The organism is Gluconacetobacter liquefaciens (assembly GCF_003350405.1).
Lineage (GTDB): Bacteria > Pseudomonadota > Alphaproteobacteria > Acetobacterales > Acetobacteraceae > Gluconacetobacter > Gluconacetobacter liquefaciens.
Genome location: NZ_QQAW01000001.1, coordinates 320,952 through 339,478 on the forward strand (window position 1 = coordinate 320,952; position 18,527 = coordinate 339,478).

Below are 18,527 nucleotides of genomic sequence, written 5' to 3' on the forward strand. Positions count from 1 at the left end.
ATGGACACGTCCGTTTCCCGTCCCGAACTGCTGCTGGTGGCGGATGCCGTCGCGCGCGAGAAGGCGATCGACCGGGAGGAAGTCCTGGAGGCGATGGAGCAGGCCATTCAGAAGGCCGGGCGCGCCAAGTACGGGCATGAGAAGGACATCCGCGCGACCATCGACCGCAAGACCGGCGATGTGCGCCTGTCGCGCTGGACCGAGGCCGTGGAGGTCGTGGAGAATGAGGAAACGCAGATCCCGCTCCATATCGCCCGCAAGTTCAAGCCCGAGATCCAGTTGGGCGAGCATCTGGTTGACCCGCTGCCGCCGATCGATTTTGGCCGGATTGCGGCGCAGACCGCCAAGCAGGTGATCGTGCAGCGCGTGCGCGAATATGAGCGCAAGCGCCAGTTCGAGGAATTCAAGGACCGCGTGGGCGAGATCGTGAACGGCACGGTCAAGCGCACGGAATACGGGAACCTGATGGTCGAGATCGGCAGTTCGGAGGCGCTGCTGCGCCGCGACGAGCTGATCCCGCGTGAGAGCTTCCGCAATTCCGACCGCGTGCGGGCCTATATCTATGACGTGCGCGACGAGCCGCGCGGGCCGCAGATCTTCCTGTCGCGCACGCATCCGGCGTTCCTGGCCAAGCTGTTCGCGCAGGAAGTGCCCGAGATCTATGACGGCATCATCGAGATCAAGGCCGTGGCCCGCGATCCGGGGTCGCGCGCCAAGATGGCGGTGATTTCGCGCGATGCCTCGATCGATCCGGTCGGTGCCTGCGTGGGTATGCGCGGATCGCGCGTGCAGGCCGTGGTGCAGGAACTTCAGGGCGAGAAGATCGACATCATTCCTTGGAGCCCGCAGGCGGCGACCTTCGTGGTCAACGCGCTGGCGCCGGCGGAAGTCAGCAAGGTGGTGATGGACGAGGAGGCCGGGCGCGTCGAAGTGGTGGTGCCCGACGAGCAGTTGAGCCTGGCGATCGGCCGGCGCGGGCAGAATGTCCGCCTGGCGAGCCAGTTGACGCGCTGGGATATCGACATCCTGACCGAGGCCGAGGAATCGGAGCGCCGGCAGGAAGAGTTCCGTCGTCGCAGCAACCTGTTCGTCGAAGCGCTGGACGTGGACGACGTGATTGCCGGCCTGCTGGTGACCGAAGGCTTCCATTCGATCGAGGAACTGGCGTATGCCGAGCCCGACGAACTGGCGGAGATCGAAGGGTTCGACGAGGATGTGGCCGGCGAACTGGTCCGCCGTGCGGAGGGCTTCCTGGCCCGTCGCGAGGAGGAACTGGACGAGAAGCGCCGTGGACTCGGCGTGACCGACGAGATTGCGGTTCTGGGCGTGTTTTCCAACCAGATGCTGGTGACGCTGGGTGAAAAGGGTGTGAAGACCCTGGACGATCTGGCTGACCTGGCCGGCGATGAGCTGGTCGAATTCCTCGGCGGCGACGTGATCGACGAGGAAGCGGCGAACGAGATCATCATGGCGGCGCGTGCTCACTGGTTCGAGGACGAGCCGTCGGCTGAAGCCCAGGAGGCGCCGGAGGCCTGAGCGCCACGGCGTGTCGGGGCAGGCGGGACAGGATATGACGGCGGACGCCGATCTGGAGCCGGAAGACGACGAGCGGGGGCCTTTGCGCCGCTGTATCGTCACGCGGGAGCGCGCGGCACCCGAGACGATGGTCCGTTTCGTGGTCTCGCCCGACCGGATTGTGACACCCGATCTTTCCGCGCGTCTGCCCGGACGGGGAATCTGGTTGAGCGCGCGGCGGGATGTGCTAGAAACGGCCCGGACGCGAGGGGCATTCTCACGCGCAGCCCGGGGTCAGGTCGTTGTTCCGCCCGATCTGGACAAGATCCTGGAAGCCGGCCTCGTGCGCCGGATACTGGATACGGTGGGACTCGCACGACGGGCCGGTCAGGTGACATACGGTTTCGTCAAGGTGCGGGAATGGATAGAGGGCGGTCGCGCCGGTCTGATCATACAGGCCGAGGATGGCAGCCCTGATGAGAGGACGAGGTTATTGTCCGGCGCACGGGATCTGCCGATAGCGGTTGTTCCTACGGCGGCGGGTCTGGGTGCGGCATTCGGCCGTGACCATGTCGTGCATGCGGCGATGTCGCATGGCGAACTGGCACGGCGCGTCCGTATCGATAGTGAACGTTTTGCGGGGCTGTCCGGCAGGGCGGTTCCGGGTTCGTCGGACCGATCCGGCGAACTTGGGTGAACAGGCGGGTACATGAGCGAAGGCAACGATCAGGATCAGGGTAAGGGACGCTTGTCCTTGCGGCCGGCGGGCCGGAAGGAGGTCGGACGGACGGTTGACGCCGGTTCCGTGCGGCAGAGTTTCAGCCATGGTCGTTCGAAGGTGGTGCAGGTCGAGGTGCGCAAGAAGCGCGGCCCCGGTCCGGCCCCCGCAGGCAGCGGCTCCGGTTCGCCGGGTGGCGGCCGGGCAGGTGCGCGCGGTGGCAGTGGCGGTCGCGCGCTGACCGCAGCCGAACTGGCTACCCGCCAGCGCGTCCTCGAGGAGCAGCGGGCCGAGGCTGTTCGCCGCGAGCAGGAGCGCCGCGAGCAGGAAAAGATCATGATCCTGTCCGCCGCCGAGGAAGAATCCCGCGAACAGGAAGAAGCGGCCCGTGCCCGAGCCGAGCAGGCCGCGCGTCAGGTTCAGGAGCAGCCTGAGGTCGTGGAGACCGGGGCGGTGGTCTCGGCCGTGCCGAGGCCCGGCGAGGTTACGCTGGCGCCGCCGATGGAGCGCCTGCGCCCGCTGGCCGAACGCGCCATCATGCCGGCCCGCCCGGTGACGCCGACCCGCCCCGCGCCTGCGGCTGCGACGCCGGCCCAGCCGCAGGGCGAGACCCTGCGCCTGCGCACCGGTCGCGGCCCCGACACGGAAGAGGAACGCCGGGCGCCGCGTCGCCCCGGTGTCGTGCCCAGCCGCAAGCCGAACGGCGCGCCTGCGAAGAAGGGTGGCGACAACCGCCGTTCCGGCCGTATCGACGTTCAGGCGGCGATCGAGGGTGACGACGACAAGACGCGCTCGCTGGCCTCGGTCCGGCGTCAGCGCGAGCGTGAGCGCCGGCAGGCCGAACTGGAGCGTCTGCGCTCCGACCAGGTCCGCGTGGTGCGTGACGTCGTGCTGCCCGAGACGATCACGGTGCAGGAACTGGCGAACCGTATGGCGGCCCGCCAGGGCGAAGTCATCAAGGCCCTGATGAAGATGGGCGTGATGGCGACCGTGACGCAGTCGCTGGATGCCGACACGGCCGAGCTGGTGATTCAGGAATTCGGCCATCGTGTGCGCCGCGTGGCGGACAGCGATGTCGAGATCGGTATCGAAGGCATCGACGATACGCCGGAAGATCTGCTGCCGCGTCCGCCCGTCGTGACGGTCATGGGGCATGTCGACCACGGCAAGACCTCGCTGCTGGATGCGCTGCGCACCACCGACGTGGCTGCGGCCGAAGCCGGCGGGATCACGCAGCATATCGGCGCCTATCAGGTGACGCTGCCTTCGGGCTCCAAGATCACCTTCATCGACACGCCGGGCCATGAGGCGTTCACCGCCATGCGTGCCCGTGGTGCCTCGGTGACCGACGTGGTGGTGCTGGTGGTCGCGGCGGATGACGGCGTGATGCCGCAGACGATCGAGGCGATCCGCCATGCCAAGGCGGCGAATGCGCCGATCGTGGTGGCGATCAACAAGTGCGACAAGCCGGGTGCCAACCCCGAGCGCGTGCGTCAGGAACTGCTGTCGCACGAGATCGTGGTCGAATCGATGGGCGGCGACACCCAGGATGTCGAGGTCTCGGCGCTGAAGCGCACCGGGCTGGACAAGCTGGAAGAAGCCATCCTGCTCCAGGCGGAAATCCTGGACCTGCGCGCCAACCCGGACCGGGTGGCCGAAGGCTCGGTGATCGAAAGCCGGCTGGATCGCGGTCGTGGCCCGGTGGCGACGATCCTGGTGCAGAAGGGCACGCTGCGGCGTGGCGACATCGTGGTGGCCGGCGCCGAATGGGGCCGTGTCCGTGCGATGCTCGACGACCGCAATCGCCAGATCCAGGAGGCGCTGCCTTCGACCCCGGTCGAGATCCTGGGCGTCACCGGCGTGCCGGGTGCAGGCGAGCCTTTCGTGGTGGTGGAGAACGAGAACCGCGCCCGCGAGATCTCGGAATTCCGCCAGCGCGTGATCAAGGACCGCATGGCTGCTGGCCAGACTGCCGCGCGCGGCACGCTGGACCAGATGCTGGCGCGCATCCAGGCCGGTGCCCAGAAGGAAGTCGCCGTGCTGATCAAGGCCGACGTCCAGGGTTCGGCCGAGGCGTTGCAGACCACGGTGCTCAAGCTTGAGCACGAAGAGGTCAAGGTGCGGGTGCTGACGGCCGGTGTGGGCCAGATCACCGAAAGCGACGTGCAGTTGGCCAAGGCTTCGGATGCGGTGATCATCGCGTTCAACGTCCGTGCCACGACGCAGGCGCGGGAACTGGCGCAGCGCGAAGGGGTCGATATCCGCTACTACTCGATCATCTATCAGGTCGCGGATGACGTGGAGCAGTTGGTCAAGGGCAAGGTTGCGCCCAAGCACCGCGAGAAGTTCCTGGGGTATGCCGAGATCCGCAAGGTGTTCGACATCACCAAGGTGGGCAAGGTTGCCGGTTGCTACGTCACCGAGGGCGTGGTCAAGCGTGGGTGCGGTGTGCGCCTGCTGCGCGACAACGTCGTGGTGCACGAGGGCGATCTCAGCCAGCTCAAGCGCTTCAAGGACGATGTCAAGGAAGTGGCGCGCGGTTATGAGTGCGGCCTGTCCTTCGCGGGCTACAACGATCTGCGCGAAGGCGACATGGTCGAGTGCTACGAGATGGAACTGGTTCCCGCATGAGCCGCAACCCATCCCGTGGGAAGGTGAATACGGCGGGGCCGGCGGGGAAACTCGCCGGTCTTGCCGCTTCCGGACCCAGCCAGCGCCAGTTGCGCGTGGGCGAGGAAGTGCGCCGGGTGCTGGCGGACCTGTTCGCCCGCACCGAATTCCGCGACCCGGAACTGGTCGATGCCCGCATCACCGTGACGGAAGTACGTCTGTCCCCGGACCTGAAGCACGCGACGGCCTTCGTGGCGCGGCTGGGGCGTAGCGATGTGGATGCGCTGATGCCGGCGCTGAGGCGTGTGGCGCCGTTCCTGCGGTCGCGCATGTCGGGCAATCTGCGGCTGCGGGTGGTGCCGGAAATCCATTTCCAGCCGGATACGGCGCTGGATTATGCGATGGAAGTCAGTGCGTTGCTGAACAAGCCGGAAGTGGCGCGGGATCTGGACTGAGAGAAAGTCTCTCTTCTTTTTCTGAAGAAAAAGAAGCAAAAAGACTTTTGACCGGTTCAGGGACATCGCGTGTCCCGGCACAAAATTCCCCCGACGAATCAAAGTTTTTTGGTTCTTTTTTTCAAAAAAGAACGAAGACTATCGCCTTCCTGTGATCAGAACGCCCGGTTCGCGGCGGATCGTGCGTGCCGCGTCATGCAATGCGGCGCCCCCGGCGGCGATGTCGCGCCGTGCCGCGTCCAGATTGGTTTCCAACGCATCATCCGGTGTGCGCAGGTCGGAGCGGATCTGACGGGCGGCCGCCAGGGCGGCGTGGGTGTCGCGGGTGACGGCGTGGATTTCCGTGCCGCGATCGTGACTCTGCCGGTGGGCCGTCGCGCGCACCTGTTCGAGCGCGGCGCGGGTGGTGTGCCAGTCGGTTTCGATCTTTTGTCGGGCTGTTTGTGCCGTGGCGGAAGCCGTTCGGATGGAAGATGCGGTTGCCGTTACGCTGGCGCGGACGGGGGGCAGGGTGGCATCGAGTGTCTGCCTGATCTTTTGGCCTTCCTGCACGGTCTGCCGCCATTCCGCTGCCATTTTATGGATCGGCAGGGTGGTCAGGGTGCGGCGGAGGATGGCCAGGCGGGATTCATGGGTTGGAATTTCCGGCAGGTTCGACAGGCCGGGATGCAGGGGCGGGGCCGGGCCGGGGGCGATATCGAGATCGATGCCGACGCGGCCGGTCACCAGGCTGGCGCTATGCAGTTCGGCCTGCAATCCGTCCTGGATCAGCCGGGACAGCATCAGGTGCGGCGACAGGGCGCCTCCGCCGCCAGCCATGTGAATCCGTTCGGGCTGGATGCGGATCGTGACCGGAATCAGCGCGCGGCCATGCAGGGGATCGGCGGTGAGGCCGACATGTTCGACCCGTCCAAGTGTCGCGCCGCGAAACGTGACCGTGGCGCCGGCGCGCAGGCCGCCGATCGGACGGTCGAAGACGACCATGGCGCGCTCGCTGTGCGTCATCAGGCCGAACTGGCCGAACGCGCCAAGGAACGCGCAGCCCAGCCCGATCCCGCCGGCAACGAAGAGCAGGACGGCCGTCCATCCGGCTGCCCGGCCTGGATGACTGCTCATCGGAGGAGGGGGAAAGAAAAGATCATGAGGCGTTTATTTCGGGCCTCCTGAGCCCCTTGAGAAAGCAGGCATGGCACAATCCGGCATTGCTCCTCATTCAGGGCTCGTCTACACGCACGCCTCTTCCAGGATTTTGATCAAGAAGGTTTTGCCCCATGCGACGCAAGCGCGGACGTCAGATCGATGGCTGGCTGGTCATCGACAAGCCGGCGGGGATGACATCGACCGATGTCGTCAACCGGGTGAAGCGCGCCTTCGATGCCGCCAAGGCGGGGCATGGTGGCACGCTGGACCCGCTGGCGACCGGCCTGCTGCCCATCGCCTTCGGCGCGGCGACCAAGACCGTGCCGTACATCATGGACGGAACCAAGCGCTATCAGTTCACCCTGCGTCTGGGCGAGGCCCGGGATACCGACGATGCCGACGGGGCGGTGACCGAGACCTCGGCCGTGCGGCCGACGGACGAGGATTTCCGCCGTGCGCTGCCGGCGTTCCAAGGCGATATCATGCAGGTGCCGCCCGTCTATTCCGCGATCAAGGTGGCGGGAGAGCGGGCCTATGACATGGCGCGCGACGGGCGGCCGCCCGATCTGCCGCCCCGGCCGGCCCGGATCGACCGGTTCGAACTGGTGGCGCGGCCGGATGAGGATACCGCGATTTTCGAAGTGGAATCGGGCAAGGGCGTCTATATGCGCTCGCTGGCGCGCGACATCGCGCGGGCCTGTGGCACGGTGGGCCACGTGGCCGCCCTGCGCCGTCTGCGGGTGGGGCCTTTTGCCGAGGAAGACGCGATTCCACTGGACAAACTGACGCCAAACGACGACAACGCGCCTGCCTCACCGGATCTGCTTCTTCCGGTCGCGACCGCGCTGGCCGACATCCCGGCGCTGGCCTTGACCCACGAGGAAGCAGAGTCCCTTTCGCATGGGCAGGCGATCAGCCTGCTCGGCCTGATGGGACGCATTCCTGACGCCGCCGATCCCGACCAGGGCATCGTGCGGGGAATGGACGGGGGGCGCGTGATCGGGCTGTGCCGGCTGGAAGATGGCTGGCTGCGCCCGGACCGCATGCTTTAACCGAATTGGAATGTGGAGAACACGATGTCGATTACTGCTGAACGCCGCACGGCGCTGATTGGCGAATACCAGACCGCCGCCACCGACACCGGCTCGCCGGAAGTCCAGGTCGCCCTGCTGACCGAGCGGATCACGAACCTGACCGAGCACCTGAAGACCCACGCGAAGGATTTCCACTCGCGTCGCGGCCTGCTGGTGATGGTCGGCAAGCGCCGTGGCCTGCTGGACTATCTGAAGCGCAAGGACGAGGCCCGCTACCAGACCGTGATCGGTCGTCTGGGCCTGCGTCGCTGAGATGACGCGCGATCCGGCCTGCTGCCCCGCTTTGCGTGGCAACGGGCCGGATCGCATTGGTGCGTTCCGCCGACGGGGTGGCATGGCCGCCCCGTTGTCGCGGGGCCGCCGCGCCCGATGCCCAATCCTGGGCCGGGCCACACGCTGCCCCCATGTCGGTGGAGACATCCGGACCGGGTCACAGCGTTTCAGGCCACATGGTGTTCTGGCGGATGACCGTCATCGCTCCATGCCGTCCGAGACGCTGTCCTTCATCCCCTTGTCCGGGCCTCTCCCATTCATCCGGGGTGGCCATCGGACAGGGAGTGTCTGAATGTTCAACTACTACCGCAAAGAGATCGAATGGGGCGGCCGCACGCTGGTGCTGGAGACGGGCAAGATCGCCCGCCAGGCCGATGGCGCCGTGGTCGTGACCTATGGCGACACGGTCGTGCTCTGCACCGCCGTGGGCGCCCGCAGCGTCAAGCCGGGCCAGGATTTCTTCCCACTGACGGTCAACTACCAGGAAAAGGCCTATGCGGCCGGCAAGATCCCCGGTGGCTTCTTCAAGCGTGAGGGCCGTCCGTCGGAGATCGAGGTGCTGAATTCGCGCCTGATCGACCGCCCGATCCGTCCGCTGTTCCCGGAGGGCTTCCGCAACGAGGTCCAGGTCGTCGCGACCGTGCTGAGCCACGATCTGGAAAACGATCCGGCGATCGCGTCCCTGATCGGCTGCTCGGCGGCGCTGACGCTGTCGGGCATTCCGTTCTTCGGCCCGGTGGCGGCCTGCCGCGTCGGCTATCAGAACGGCGCCTATGTGCTGAACCCGACCCTGCCGGAGATGAAGGACAGCGCGCTGGATCTGGTCGTCGCCGGCACCGCCGAAGGCGTGCTGATGGTCGAATCCGAAGCCGCCGAACTGAGCGAAGAGGTGATGCTGGGCGCCGTGACCTTCGGTCATGAAGCGTTCCAGCCGGTCATCGACGCCATCATCGCGCTGGCCGAGCATGCCGCGAAGGCGCCGTGGGATCTGGCCGAGCCGTCGGCCGAGGAACTGGCGCTGCGCAAGCGGATCGACGTGCTGGGCCGTGCGTCGATCGCCGAGGCGTACCAGGAGCGCGTGAAGCAGGCGCGTTACAAGAAGGTCGGTGCGGCGAAGGATGCCGTGCTGGCGGCGCTGACGGCTGAAGGCCTGGATGCGGGCGCGGCCAAGCCGATCCTGAAGGATCTGGAAGCCGACGTGGTGCGCAGCTCGGTGCTCGATACCGGTCTGCGGATCGACGGTCGCGACCTGAAGACGGTCCGCCCGATCGTGTCGGAAGTCGGTATTCTGCCGCGTGCCCATGGCTCGGCCCTGTTCACCCGTGGCGAGACCCAGGCTCTGGTGGTCGCGACCCTGGGCACCGCCCAGGACGAGCAGGTGATCGACGCGCTGGAAGGCGAGTACCGCACCAACTTCATGCTGCACTACAACTTCCCCCCCTACTCGGTGGGTGAGTGCGGCCGCATGGGCTCGCCGGGCCGTCGCGAGATCGGGCATGGCAAGCTGGCCTGGCGCGCGGTGCATCCGCTGCTGCCCGGCAAGGACACCTTCCCGTACACGATGCGCGTGGTGTCCGAGATCACCGAGAGCAACGGTTCGTCCTCGATGGCGACCGTGTGCGGCACCTCGCTGGCGCTGATGGATGCCGGCGTGCCGCTGAAGCGTCCGGTGGCGGGTATCGCCATGGGCCTGATCAAGGAAGATCGCGGTTTCGCGGTGCTGTCCGACATCCTGGGTGACGAAGATCACCTGGGCGACATGGACTTCAAGGTGGCGGGCACCGAGCAGGGCGTCACCGCGCTGCAGATGGACATCAAGATCACGTCCATCACGCCCGAGATCATGAAGATCGCCCTGGGCCAGGCGCGCGACGGCCGCCTGCACATCCTGGGCGAGATGTCCAAGGCCCTGACCGAGGGGCGCAGCGACGTGTCCTCGACCGCGCCGAAGATCACGACCATTACCGTGCCCAAGGAAAAGATCCGCGATGTGATCGGCCAGGGCGGTAAAGTGATCCGTGAGATCGTTGAATATTCGGGCGCCAAGATCGATATCAATGATGACGGCACGATCATGATCGCCGCGTCGGCCGAAGAGCAGGCCACCAAGGCGATCGAGCGTATTCGCGGCATCGTGGCCGAGCCCGAGATCGGCGCGATCTATACCGGCAAGGTTGTCAAGACCGCCGATTTCGGTGCGTTCGTGAACTTCCTGGGCGCGCGCGACGGTCTGGTCCATATCTCGGAACTGTCGCAGGGCCGGGTGGCCAAGACCACGGACATCGTCAACCAGGGCGATGTGGTCAAGGTGAAGGTTCTGGGCTTCGACGATCGCGGCAAGGTCAAGCTGTCGATGCGCGTCGTCGATCAGGAGACGGGGGCCGATATCACCGAGACTGTCGGCGCCAAGCCCGCCCGACCGCCGGCACGCTGAGGCCGGTCGGCGGCGGGGTAATCAGCCTCGCCGTCGCGGCTCCGCCCGTGAGGTGCGGGGCACGGATGGACGAGACGCCGGTCCTTCGGGACCGTGCGAGGACGATAGGGTAGTGATGAAGGCGATCAATGCGATCCGCATGGGCGGGGTGGATGTCCTGCCGCTGATCGAAGGTGGGAAGGGCGTGTCGGTTTCGACCGGCATATCGTCCGGACATTGGGCGGCGGCGGGGGGCGCCGGCACGGTCTCTATCGTCAATGCCGATTCCTATGACGCTGAGGGACGATATGTCCCGCAGGTCTATCACGGCCGAAACCGGCGTGAACGGCAGCAGGAACTGATTGCCTACGCTATTGCCGGCGGCATTGCGCAGGCGCGGATCGCGCATGATCTGTCCGGTGGGCGCGGGCGCGTGCATGCCAACATCCTGTGGGAGATGGGCGGCGCCGAAGACGTTATCCTGGGCGTGCTGGAAGGCGCGCCGGGTCTGATCCATGGCCTGACCTGTGGCGCGGGCATGCCCTATCGCCTGTCGGACATCGCGGCGCGGTTCGGCATCCATTATTATCCCATCGTGTCGTCCGCGCGGGCGTTCAGTGCCTTGTGGAAGCGTTCATTCCACAAGAACCCCGATGGACTGGGCGGGGTGGTGTACGAAGACCCGTGGCGGGCCGGCGGGCATAACGGCCTGTCGAACAGCGAAAATCCGCTCAATCCCGAGGACCCGTTCCCGCGCGTGCTGGCGCTGCGCCAGGCGATGCGCGGCTTCGGCCTGCATGAGACGCCGATCATCATGGCTGGTGGCGTGTGGTGCCTGGAGGAATGGGAAGACTGGATCGACAATCCCGAACTCGGGCCGATCGCCTTCCAGTTCGGCACCCGACCGTTGCTGACGCAGGAGAGCCCGATCCCCGATGCGTGGAAGCGCCGGCTGCTGACGCTGAAGAAGGGGGACGTGTTCCTGAACCGCTTCTCGCCGACGGGGTTCTACTCTTCCGCGGTGAACAATCCTTTCCTGCGGGAATTGCAGGGGCGGTCCGAGCGGCAGGTGGCCTTCTCCGCCGAACCGGTGGGCGAGCATACGGCCGCTTATGGCGTGGGGGCCCGTGGCCGGCAGGTCTTCGTGACCGAGGCCGACCGCGAGCATGTCCGGCTGTGGGAGCGCGAGGGCTTCACCGAGGCCATGCGCACCCCGGATTCGACGCTGATCTTCGTCACGCCCGAGAAGGCGCGGGAGATCCTGGCCGACCAGGTGGCGTGCATGGGGTGCCTGTCGGAATGCCGCTTCTCGAACTGGAGCCAGCGGGGCCCGGATTATTCCAACGGCCACAAGGCCGATCCGCGCTCGTTCTGCATCCAGAAGACGCTCCAGGCCATTGCCCATGCGGGGCCGGAAGGCGACGACGGGGTGATGGACAACAACCTGATGTTCGGCGGCACGAACGCGTGGCGCTTCGGCACCGACCCGTTCTACGCCAACGGGTTCGTGCCGACGGTCGGTCAACTGGTCGACCGCATCATGACCGGACGCTGATCCGGCGGATTACTGGAACGGTTGGAACGGGCCCCTTTCGGGGCCCGTTCGCGTTTGTGCCGATCATGACTGGGTTTCCAAAGGGCTTCGCCCTTTGGTGGGTCAAGGGCAACGCCCTTGCGGGGCTACCCCTCCGGCAGGCAGGCGGCGCGGAAGGCGGCGAAGGCGCGGGCGCGGTGGCTGATGGCGTTCTTCTCGGCTTCCGGCATTTCGGCGAAAGTGCGGGTTTCGCCTTCCGGAGTGAAGATCGGGTCGTAGCCATGGCCCTGGGCGCCGCGGGGCGGCCAAGCGATCTGCCCGTCGATCCGGCCTTCGAAGGTGCGGAGGGTGCCGTCGGGCCAGGCGAGGCAGAGGACGGAGATGAACCAGGCGGACCGGTCCTCGTCATTGCCGATGGCTTCGTGGATGCGGGCCATGGCGCCGGGGAAATCCTTGTCGGGGCCGGCCCAGCGGGCGGAATAGATCCCTGGCGCGCCGCCCAGGGCCGCGACGCAGAGGCCGGAATCGTCGGCCAGCGCCGGCAGGCCGCTGGCCTTGGCCGCTGCCACGGCCTTCAGCGCCGCGTTGCCGGTGAAGCTGTCCGCGGTTTCCTCGGGTTCGGGCAGGCCGAGTTGGCCGGCGGAGACGATGGTGATGCCATAGCCGTTCAGCAGGGCATCGAATTCCGCCAGCTTGCCCTGGTTGTGGCTGGCCAGGACCAGCCGTGTGCCGGAGGCCAGGCGGGGGGTGCTCGCCCCGCTCACGACGCGTCGCTCCGTGCGGCCAGTGCTTTGTCGACCGCAGCAAGCTGGGCGGCGAACAGATGCGCGGTGCCGGCCTGTGCCAGCCGCATCAGGGCCTCGAACTGCGCCTGCGAGAAGGGGGCCTGTTCGGCCGTGCCCTGGATCTCGACGATGCCGCCGGCCTCGGTGAGAACGAAATTGGCGTCGGCGGCGGCCGTGCTGTCTTCGTCGTAATCGAGGTCGAGCACCGCGCCGGCCTCGGTCAGGCCGCAGGAGATGGCCGCGACCTGTGCCGTCAGCGGCACGCGGGCCAGCACGCGGTTGCGCACCAGCTTTTCCAGTGCCAGCCGCAGGGCGACCCAGGCACCAGTGATGGAGGCGCAGCGGGTGCCGCCATCGGCGTTCAGCACGTCGCAATCGACGGTGATCGAGATTTCACCCAGTGCGGTCAGGTCGGTCACGGCACGCAGCGAGCGGCCGATCAGGCGCTGGATTTCCTGCGTGCGGCCCGATTGCTTGCCCTTCGCGGCCTCGCGCGGGCCGCGCGCGTGGGTGGCGCGGGGCAGCATGCCGTATTCGGCCGTGACCCAGCCCTTGCCCTGGCCGCGCAGGAAGGGCGGCACGCGGGGTTCGACGCTGGCGGCGCACAGCACCTCGGTCCCGCCCATGCGGATCAGGGCCGATCCCTCGGCGTGGCGGGCGAAGCCGGTTTCGATGGAGACGGGGCGCAGCGCGTCGGCGGCGCGGCCCGAGGGACGGGTGGTCATGGGCAAAGGATACTCCGCATCGACAGGCAGGGCATTCGGGGGCGGGGTGCCGAAAGCGCGGGCATAGCCCGAGCCGGGGGAGAATGGCCAGCCCGATGCTTGTCATAGCGGGCCGGAGCTTCCAGATTTATAGTGGTCAATTCCGCCGGCGTTCGCCGGCCTCGAACGTGGAGGCTTCAAGCAGGATGAATCCCGGCACCCTGTCTTCCCGTCCGGCCCTGCCACCGGGGCTGGATGCCCGTTCGGCGGCGATCCTGCGCGAGATCGTCGAACAATATGTGGAAACCGGCGAGCCCGTCGGGTCGCGCACGCTGTCGCGACGCCTGCCGCTTCCGCTCTCGCCGGCGACCATCCGCAACGTGATGGCGGACCTGACCGAGGCCGGGTTGCTGTTTTCGCCCCATGCCTCGGCCGGCCGCCTGCCGACGGAAAAGGGGGTGCGGCTGTTCGTGGACGGGCTGCTGCAGTTCGGCAGCTTGAGCGAGGACGAGCGCGAAACCATCACCAACTCGCTGGAGATGCGTGGCCGCTCGTTGCAGGACACGTTGGCCGAGGCGTCGTCGATGTTGTCCGGCCTGTCCTCGGCCGCAGGGCTGGTGCTGGCGCCCAAGGGTGACGGGGCGGTGAAGCATATCGAATTCGTCGCCCTTGGCCCCAGGCGGGCACTGGTGATCCTGGTGGGTGCGGACGGGCAGGTGGAGAACCGGGTGATCGAGACCCCGATCGGCCTGCCGCCCTCGGCGCTGGTCGAGGCGGGGAATTATCTCAACGCCCAGTTGGCCGGGCGCTCGCTGGAGGATCTGCGCACGCATGTCAGTGCGGACATGAGCGCCAATCGCAGCGAACTGCATCACTTGACCGCCGAGATCGTGGCCAGCGGGCTGGCGACCTGGAGCGACGTGGATCGCGGCGGCACGCTGTTCATCCGGGGGCAGGCGCGCCTGCTGGCCGATGTGACGGAGATCGAGCGCCTCTCCACCATCCAGATGCTGTTCGAGCGGCTGGAGGCGCAGGAGACGATGCTGCGCCTGTTGGAACTGGCGCAGGAATCGGATGGCGTGCGGATCTTCATCGGTGCCGAAAGCGGCCTGTTCGGGCTTTCCGGCACCTCGGTGGTGGTGGCTCCGGCGCGGACCGACAGCAACCGGATCGTGGGGGCGATCGGCGTGATCGGCCCCACGCGCCTCAATTATGGGCGCATCATCCCGGTGGTGGATTATACTGCCCGCGTCATAGGCAGAATGCTCGGCTGAAGATCGGCCCGGACACGCGCGCTGGCGGTTGTGTCCGGGTCGAGATTTGGGGGCTCCATAAAACGGTCGTCGTGAAAAACTGGCCTGCCTTGGTGCCGCCATTTTCCTGATCTAGCTGCCTGGGTCTGGCTTTTGTTTCCGCCCTGGCGCGCATGTTTGAGGAGCGCTTTCATGCCCCGTCCCGATGCAGGCCAGGCCGGCACCTTCCTGATTGGCGGCGATATGCCCGTCGCGCGCCTGGGGTTTGGCGCCATGCGCATTACCGGGCGCGGAATCTGGGGGGATCCGCCCGACCGTGACCGGGCGCTGGACACGCTGCGCCGCGCGGCGGCCTGCGGCGTGACGCTGATCGACACCGCCGATGCCTATGGGCCTTATGTCAGCGAGGATCTGATCCGCGCCGCTTTGCATCCCTATGGCGGCCTGCGCATCGCAACCAAGGGCGGCCATACGCGCCATGGGCCGGATATCTGGCGCCCGGTGGGGAATCCGGACTATCTGCGCCAGTGCGTGCTGATGAGCATGCGCCGCCTTGGCGTGGACTGCATCGATTTGTGGCAGTTGCATCGTGTGGGGCCGGATTGCACGCCGGAGACGCAGTTCGAGGTGATCGCCGCGATGCGCGCGGAAGGACTGATCCGCCATGTCGGCCTCTCGGAAGTGTCCGTGGAGATGATCGAGCGGGCCCGGCGCTTCTTTCCGGTCGCGACGGTGCAGAACCGTTATAATCTGGTCAATCGTGCCTCGGAGGACGTGCTGGATTATTGCGCGGGGCACGGGATCGGCTTCATCCCCTGGGCGCCGCTGGCGGCGGGGTCGCTGGCCCGCGAGGGCGGCGTGCTGGACCGGGTGGCGCGCGATCTGGGGGCCACGCCGGGGCAGGTGGCGCTGGCATGGCTGCTGCGCCGCGCCCCCGTGATGCTGCCGATCCCCGGTACCGGCAGCCCCGAGCATGTCGAGGAGAATGTCGTCGCCGCCGGACTGGTGCTGGATGATGCCGTTTTCACCCGCCTGGAACAGGAGGGCCGCGCGGAATGGCAGCGTCAGGCGGGTGGTTGACGCGCCCTGCGGGGGGCGACGCCGGGGCCCGGGAATGCTAGGAGAGGCGTCCTTGCCCATGTCCCGCTCCGCCGGTGCCCGTCGTGACGGATCTCGTTTCCTTGCCCTTCGCCCACTGGACCCTGGATGATTTTTCGTAACGGATCAGGCCGTGACGGCCGGCTGCTTGTGACTTCGCGCATTGGCGGTGATGCCGCAGACGGTGCGGCTCCCCGCCCGCCGCGACGCGGTTTCGGCCTGACGGGGCCGGGTGGCGGCCCGCGCCGGCCGCGCTTCCGGCTGGTGCGCAGGCTGCTCGGCGGGGGGGCGGCGGTGCTGCTGCTGGGCTCGCTGGCCGGCGGGATGGTCGCCTGGACCAAATACGAGCAACTGGTGGCCGACCTGCCGACGGTTGACGGGCTGCGCACCTACCAGCCGCCGGTGATGAGCCGGCTTTATTCCGGCGATGACCGGGTGATGGCGGAACTGGCGGCGGAACGGCGTATCTTCGTGCCCTATTCGGCCATTCCGGCCCGGGTGAAGAATGCCGTCATCGCGACCGAAGACCAGAAATTCTATACCCATGGCGGCGTCAATCCGTTCGCGATCCTGCGCGCGGGGCTGACCGACCTGACGATGAGCAAGGGGCACAGGCCGATTGGTGCCTCGACGATCACCCAGCAGGTGGCGCGCATCATGCTGCTGGGCTCGAAACAGACTTTGTCGCTGGAGCGCAAGGCCAAGGAGGCCCTGCTGGCGATCCGTATCGAGCAGACCCTGTCGAAGGACAAGATCCTCGAAATCTACCTGAACGAGATCTATCTGGGCGCGGGGGCGTATGGTGTCGGCGCGGCGGCGCAGACCTATTTCAACAAGCCGCTGGACCAGTTGGACGACGCGCAGGCGGCGTTCCTGGGCGCGCTGCCGAAATCGCCTTCCAACTACAACCCCTATCGTTTCCCGGACGCGGCGCTGGCCCGGCGCAACCTCGTGTTGCAGCAGATGGTCGAGATCGGTGCCATCACCGAGGAGCAGGCGCGTCTGGCGCAGGCCGAGCCGCTGGTGCCGCAGGCCTTCACCCGGCCCGGTCCGGCCCCGGGATCGGAATGGTTCGGCGAGGAAGTGCGCCGCCAGCTGATCGAGCGTTACGGGCAGGACACCACCATGCAGGGTGGCCTTCTGGTGCATACCAGCATGGACCCGCATCTGCAGCAGGTCGCGACCGCCGCAGTGCGTGACGGGTTGATGAGCTATGACCACGACCATGGCGGCTGGCGGGGGCCGGTGGCGCATCTGGACGAGATCGCGTCTGGCGCGGATGCCGGCCAATGGGTGCCTGCGCTGGCACATACGGCGCGGCCGCCCGGCATGCTGGATTCCTGGCGGCTGGGGGTTCTGCTCTCGCCGGCCACGGGGGAGATCGGCTGGCTGGAAGGGCCGGCGGCGCATGCCGAACCGCGGAGCGGGCGGCTGCTGGCGCGCGACATGGCCTGGATGCGCCGCTGGCGCGCCCCCCGCGCGGGCGATGTGCTGATGGTCGAGCCCCAGGCCGATGGCGGCGGGGTCGCGCTGCGGCAGGTGCCCAAGGTCGAGGGCGCGCTGGTGACGCTGGACGTGCGGACGGGCCGGGTGCTGGCGATGGTCGGCGGCTGGTCGTTCGGCCAGTCGCAGTTCAATCGCGCGACCCAGGCGCTGCGCCAGCCCGGATCGTCCTTCAAGCCGTTCGTCTATCTGACGGCGATGGAGCAGGGGATTTCGCCTTCCCAGAAATTCGACGATTCCCCGGTGTCTTATGGCACCTGGCATCCGAACAACTACGAGAAGGATTTCTGGGGCCCGACTACCCTGCATGATGCGCTGCGGGAATCGCGCAATCTGGTGACGATCCGTCTGGCGGCCCATATCGGCATGAAATCGGTGGCGAACATGGCCACCTCGCTGCAGCTGGTCGAGTCCATGCCGCATGTTCTGCCGGCCGCGCTGGGCGCGGTGGAGACGACCGTGCTGCGCGAGGCCGGGGCCTATGCCACCATCGCGGCAGGCGGGCGGTTGGTGACGCCGACCCTGATCGACAATGTGCAGGACCGCGACGGCCATGTGCTGTGGCAGCCTCCGGGCCTGGCCTTGCAGGCGGCGGTGCCGGCTACCGGCACCGCCGCCCCTGTGCCTGCCGCGATGCCGCAACCAGCCGTCGCGGGGAGTGGGGCACCGGTGGCGGCACCGGCAGCCGTCGCATCCCCGGCTGTGGCGGTCGTGCCGGCCGATGGGCCTGTGCTGGTGGATACGCGGCCGCAGGTCGCCTCGCCGGACAGCGCGTACCAGATCGTGGCGATGATGCGTGACGTGATCCTGCGCGGCACAGGAAATCGGGCCGGGCAGGGCATCGACCGGCCCATCGCCGGGAAAACCGGCACCAGCCAGAATTTCAACGATGCGTGGTTCGCCGGCTTTTCGCCCGATATCGTGACGATCGTCTGGGTCGGGTTCGACACGCCGCAGACGCTGGGCAAGAACGAGACCGGCGGCACGATCGCCGGCCCGATCTGGAACCGGGTGATGAAGGCGGTGCTGGCCGACCGGCCGAGGCTGGATTTCCCTGTGCCCCAGGGGCTGACGCTGGCGCGCTACGATACGGGGATGGGCATGGCGGTGGATGCCTTCAAGCCCGACCAGGTGCCGGGCATCAGCGCCGACCTGAACGCCAATGCGACCGGCGCGTTGACCGCCGAGGATACCGGTGCCGAGACGATGCCGGATTCCGAGAGCGACATGGCGGCCTCGCCCTCTGCCGCGCCCGCCGGCGGGCCCGCATCCGGCCCCGGCGGCGGGCCGGGCCAGCCCGCACCTTCGGCCGCCGCTCCTGCCGCACCGGCGGGCGGGGGTGACATTGGCATGGGTGGCCTGTATTGACGCCGCTTGCTTTTCCTGTCGGGCCGGCCGTCAATCGGCCGCCCTTTCTGACCGATGGAGTTCC

General features: G+C 67.4%; 14 protein-coding genes. 11 read left to right on the forward strand and 3 right to left on the reverse strand.

Features of this window, described 5'->3' with window-relative positions; all coding sequences use genetic code 11:
* Genes nusA through rbfA form a run of 4 tightly spaced genes read left to right on the forward strand, consistent with a single transcriptional unit; the run spans position 1 to position 5,298 of the window.
* A complete protein-coding gene (gene nusA / locus C7453_RS01470; RefSeq protein ID WP_114725375.1) occupies positions 1–1,536 on the forward strand; it encodes a transcription termination factor NusA in 1,536 nt (511 codons plus the stop codon).
* 34 nt (positions 1,537–1,570) lie between these two features.
* Positions 1,571–2,212 carry an RNA-binding protein gene (locus tag C7453_RS01475; RefSeq protein ID WP_114725377.1) on the forward strand — a complete coding sequence of 214 codons (642 nt, stop codon included), beginning with the start codon at positions 1,571–1,573 and terminating at the stop codon, positions 2,210–2,212.
* A 12-nt stretch (positions 2,213–2,224) separates the two neighbouring features.
* The gene (infB, locus tag C7453_RS01480; protein WP_114725379.1) at positions 2,225–4,864 is read left to right on the forward strand and encodes a translation initiation factor IF-2; all 2,640 of its coding nucleotides are present in this window, start codon (positions 2,225–2,227) and stop codon (positions 4,862–4,864) included.
* Positions 4,861–5,298, forward strand: coding sequence for a 30S ribosome-binding factor RbfA (gene rbfA, locus C7453_RS01485; protein WP_114725381.1), 438 nt, complete (start codon positions 4,861–4,863; stop codon positions 5,296–5,298). Before infB ends, rbfA begins: the two co-directional genes overlap by 4 nt.
* Before the next feature lie 138 nt (positions 5,299–5,436).
* On the opposite strand, the gene C7453_RS01490 is transcribed toward rbfA, so the two are convergent.
* Positions 5,437–6,414 (reverse strand): MlaD family protein, encoded by a 978-nt coding sequence (locus tag C7453_RS01490; RefSeq protein ID WP_114725383.1) that lies wholly within the window; start codon positions 6,412–6,414, stop codon positions 5,437–5,439.
* A 155-nt stretch (positions 6,415–6,569) separates the two neighbouring features.
* Between C7453_RS01490 and truB the strand changes: the two genes are divergently transcribed.
* From truB to C7453_RS01510, 4 genes are all read left to right on the forward strand, one after another.
* Positions 6,570–7,490, forward strand: a complete 921-nt coding sequence (truB, locus tag C7453_RS01495) for a tRNA pseudouridine(55) synthase TruB (protein WP_114725385.1) — start codon at positions 6,570–6,572, stop codon at positions 7,488–7,490.
* A gap of 24 nt (positions 7,491–7,514) precedes the next feature.
* On the forward strand, positions 7,515–7,784 hold the full coding sequence (rpsO, locus tag C7453_RS01500) for a 30S ribosomal protein S15 (protein WP_114725993.1): 270 nt from the start codon (positions 7,515–7,517) through the stop codon (positions 7,782–7,784).
* Positions 7,785–8,097: 313 nt separating this feature from the next.
* Positions 8,098–10,239: a polyribonucleotide nucleotidyltransferase gene (gene pnp, locus C7453_RS01505; protein WP_114725387.1), complete on the forward strand. Its 2,142-nt coding sequence runs from the start codon at positions 8,098–8,100 to the stop codon at positions 10,237–10,239.
* 115 nt (positions 10,240–10,354) lie between these two features.
* Positions 10,355–11,773 (forward strand): NAD(P)H-dependent flavin oxidoreductase, encoded by a 1,419-nt coding sequence (locus C7453_RS01510; protein ID WP_114725389.1) that lies wholly within the window; start codon positions 10,355–10,357, stop codon positions 11,771–11,773.
* A 125-nt stretch (positions 11,774–11,898) separates the two neighbouring features.
* On the opposite strand, the gene rdgB is transcribed toward C7453_RS01510, so the two are convergent.
* On the reverse strand, positions 11,899–12,516 hold the full coding sequence (gene rdgB, locus C7453_RS01515; protein WP_114725391.1) for an RdgB/HAM1 family non-canonical purine NTP pyrophosphatase: 618 nt from the start codon (positions 12,514–12,516) through the stop codon (positions 11,899–11,901).
* The gene (rph, locus tag C7453_RS01520) at positions 12,513–13,262 is read right to left on the reverse strand and encodes a ribonuclease PH (protein ID WP_114725393.1); all 750 of its coding nucleotides are present in this window, start codon (positions 13,260–13,262) and stop codon (positions 12,513–12,515) included. The genes rdgB and rph overlap by 4 nt, the downstream gene beginning before the upstream one ends.
* 185 nt (positions 13,263–13,447) lie before the next feature.
* Here rph and hrcA point away from each other — a divergent pair, with 185 nt between their 5' ends.
* The 3 genes from hrcA (at position 13,448) to C7453_RS01535 (ending at position 18,463) form a co-directional block, all read left to right on the forward strand.
* Positions 13,448–14,515, forward strand: a complete 1,068-nt coding sequence (gene hrcA / locus C7453_RS01525; protein WP_114725395.1) for a heat-inducible transcriptional repressor HrcA — start codon at positions 13,448–13,450, stop codon at positions 14,513–14,515.
* A gap of 171 nt (positions 14,516–14,686) precedes the next feature.
* Entirely contained in the window at positions 14,687–15,574 is an 888-nt protein-coding gene (locus tag C7453_RS01530; RefSeq protein WP_114725397.1) for an aldo/keto reductase, read from the forward strand.
* A gap of 126 nt (positions 15,575–15,700) precedes the next feature.
* Complete coding sequence (locus tag C7453_RS01535; RefSeq protein WP_114725399.1) at positions 15,701–18,463, forward strand: penicillin-binding protein 1A; 2,763 nt, start codon at positions 15,701–15,703, stop codon at positions 18,461–18,463.
* Positions 18,464–18,527 lie beyond the last annotated feature (64 nt).

Coding starts and splice junctions, on each gene's coding strand:
- nusA (WP_114725375.1), top strand. CDS start 1: ATGGACACGTCCGTTTCCCGTCCCGAACTGCTGCTGGTGGCGGATGCC.
- C7453_RS01475 (WP_114725377.1), top strand. CDS start 1,571: ATGACGGCGGACGCCGATCTGGAGCCGGAAGACGACGAGCGGGGGCCT.
- infB (WP_114725379.1), top strand. CDS start 2,225: ATGAGCGAAGGCAACGATCAGGATCAGGGTAAGGGACGCTTGTCCTTG.
- rbfA (WP_114725381.1), top strand. CDS start 4,861: ATGAGCCGCAACCCATCCCGTGGGAAGGTGAATACGGCGGGGCCGGCG.
- C7453_RS01490 (WP_114725383.1), bottom strand. CDS start 6,414: ATGAGCAGTCATCCAGGCCGGGCAGCCGGATGGACGGCCGTCCTGCTC.
- truB (WP_114725385.1), top strand. CDS start 6,570: ATGCGACGCAAGCGCGGACGTCAGATCGATGGCTGGCTGGTCATCGAC.
- rpsO (WP_114725993.1), top strand. CDS start 7,515: ATGTCGATTACTGCTGAACGCCGCACGGCGCTGATTGGCGAATACCAG.
- pnp (WP_114725387.1), top strand. CDS start 8,098: ATGTTCAACTACTACCGCAAAGAGATCGAATGGGGCGGCCGCACGCTG.
- C7453_RS01510 (WP_114725389.1), top strand. CDS start 10,355: ATGAAGGCGATCAATGCGATCCGCATGGGCGGGGTGGATGTCCTGCCG.
- rph (WP_114725393.1), bottom strand. CDS start 13,262: ATGACCACCCGTCCCTCGGGCCGCGCCGCCGACGCGCTGCGCCCCGTC.
- hrcA (WP_114725395.1), top strand. CDS start 13,448: ATGAATCCCGGCACCCTGTCTTCCCGTCCGGCCCTGCCACCGGGGCTG.
- C7453_RS01530 (WP_114725397.1), top strand. CDS start 14,687: ATGCCCCGTCCCGATGCAGGCCAGGCCGGCACCTTCCTGATTGGCGGC.
- C7453_RS01535 (WP_114725399.1), top strand. CDS start 15,701: ATGATTTTTCGTAACGGATCAGGCCGTGACGGCCGGCTGCTTGTGACT.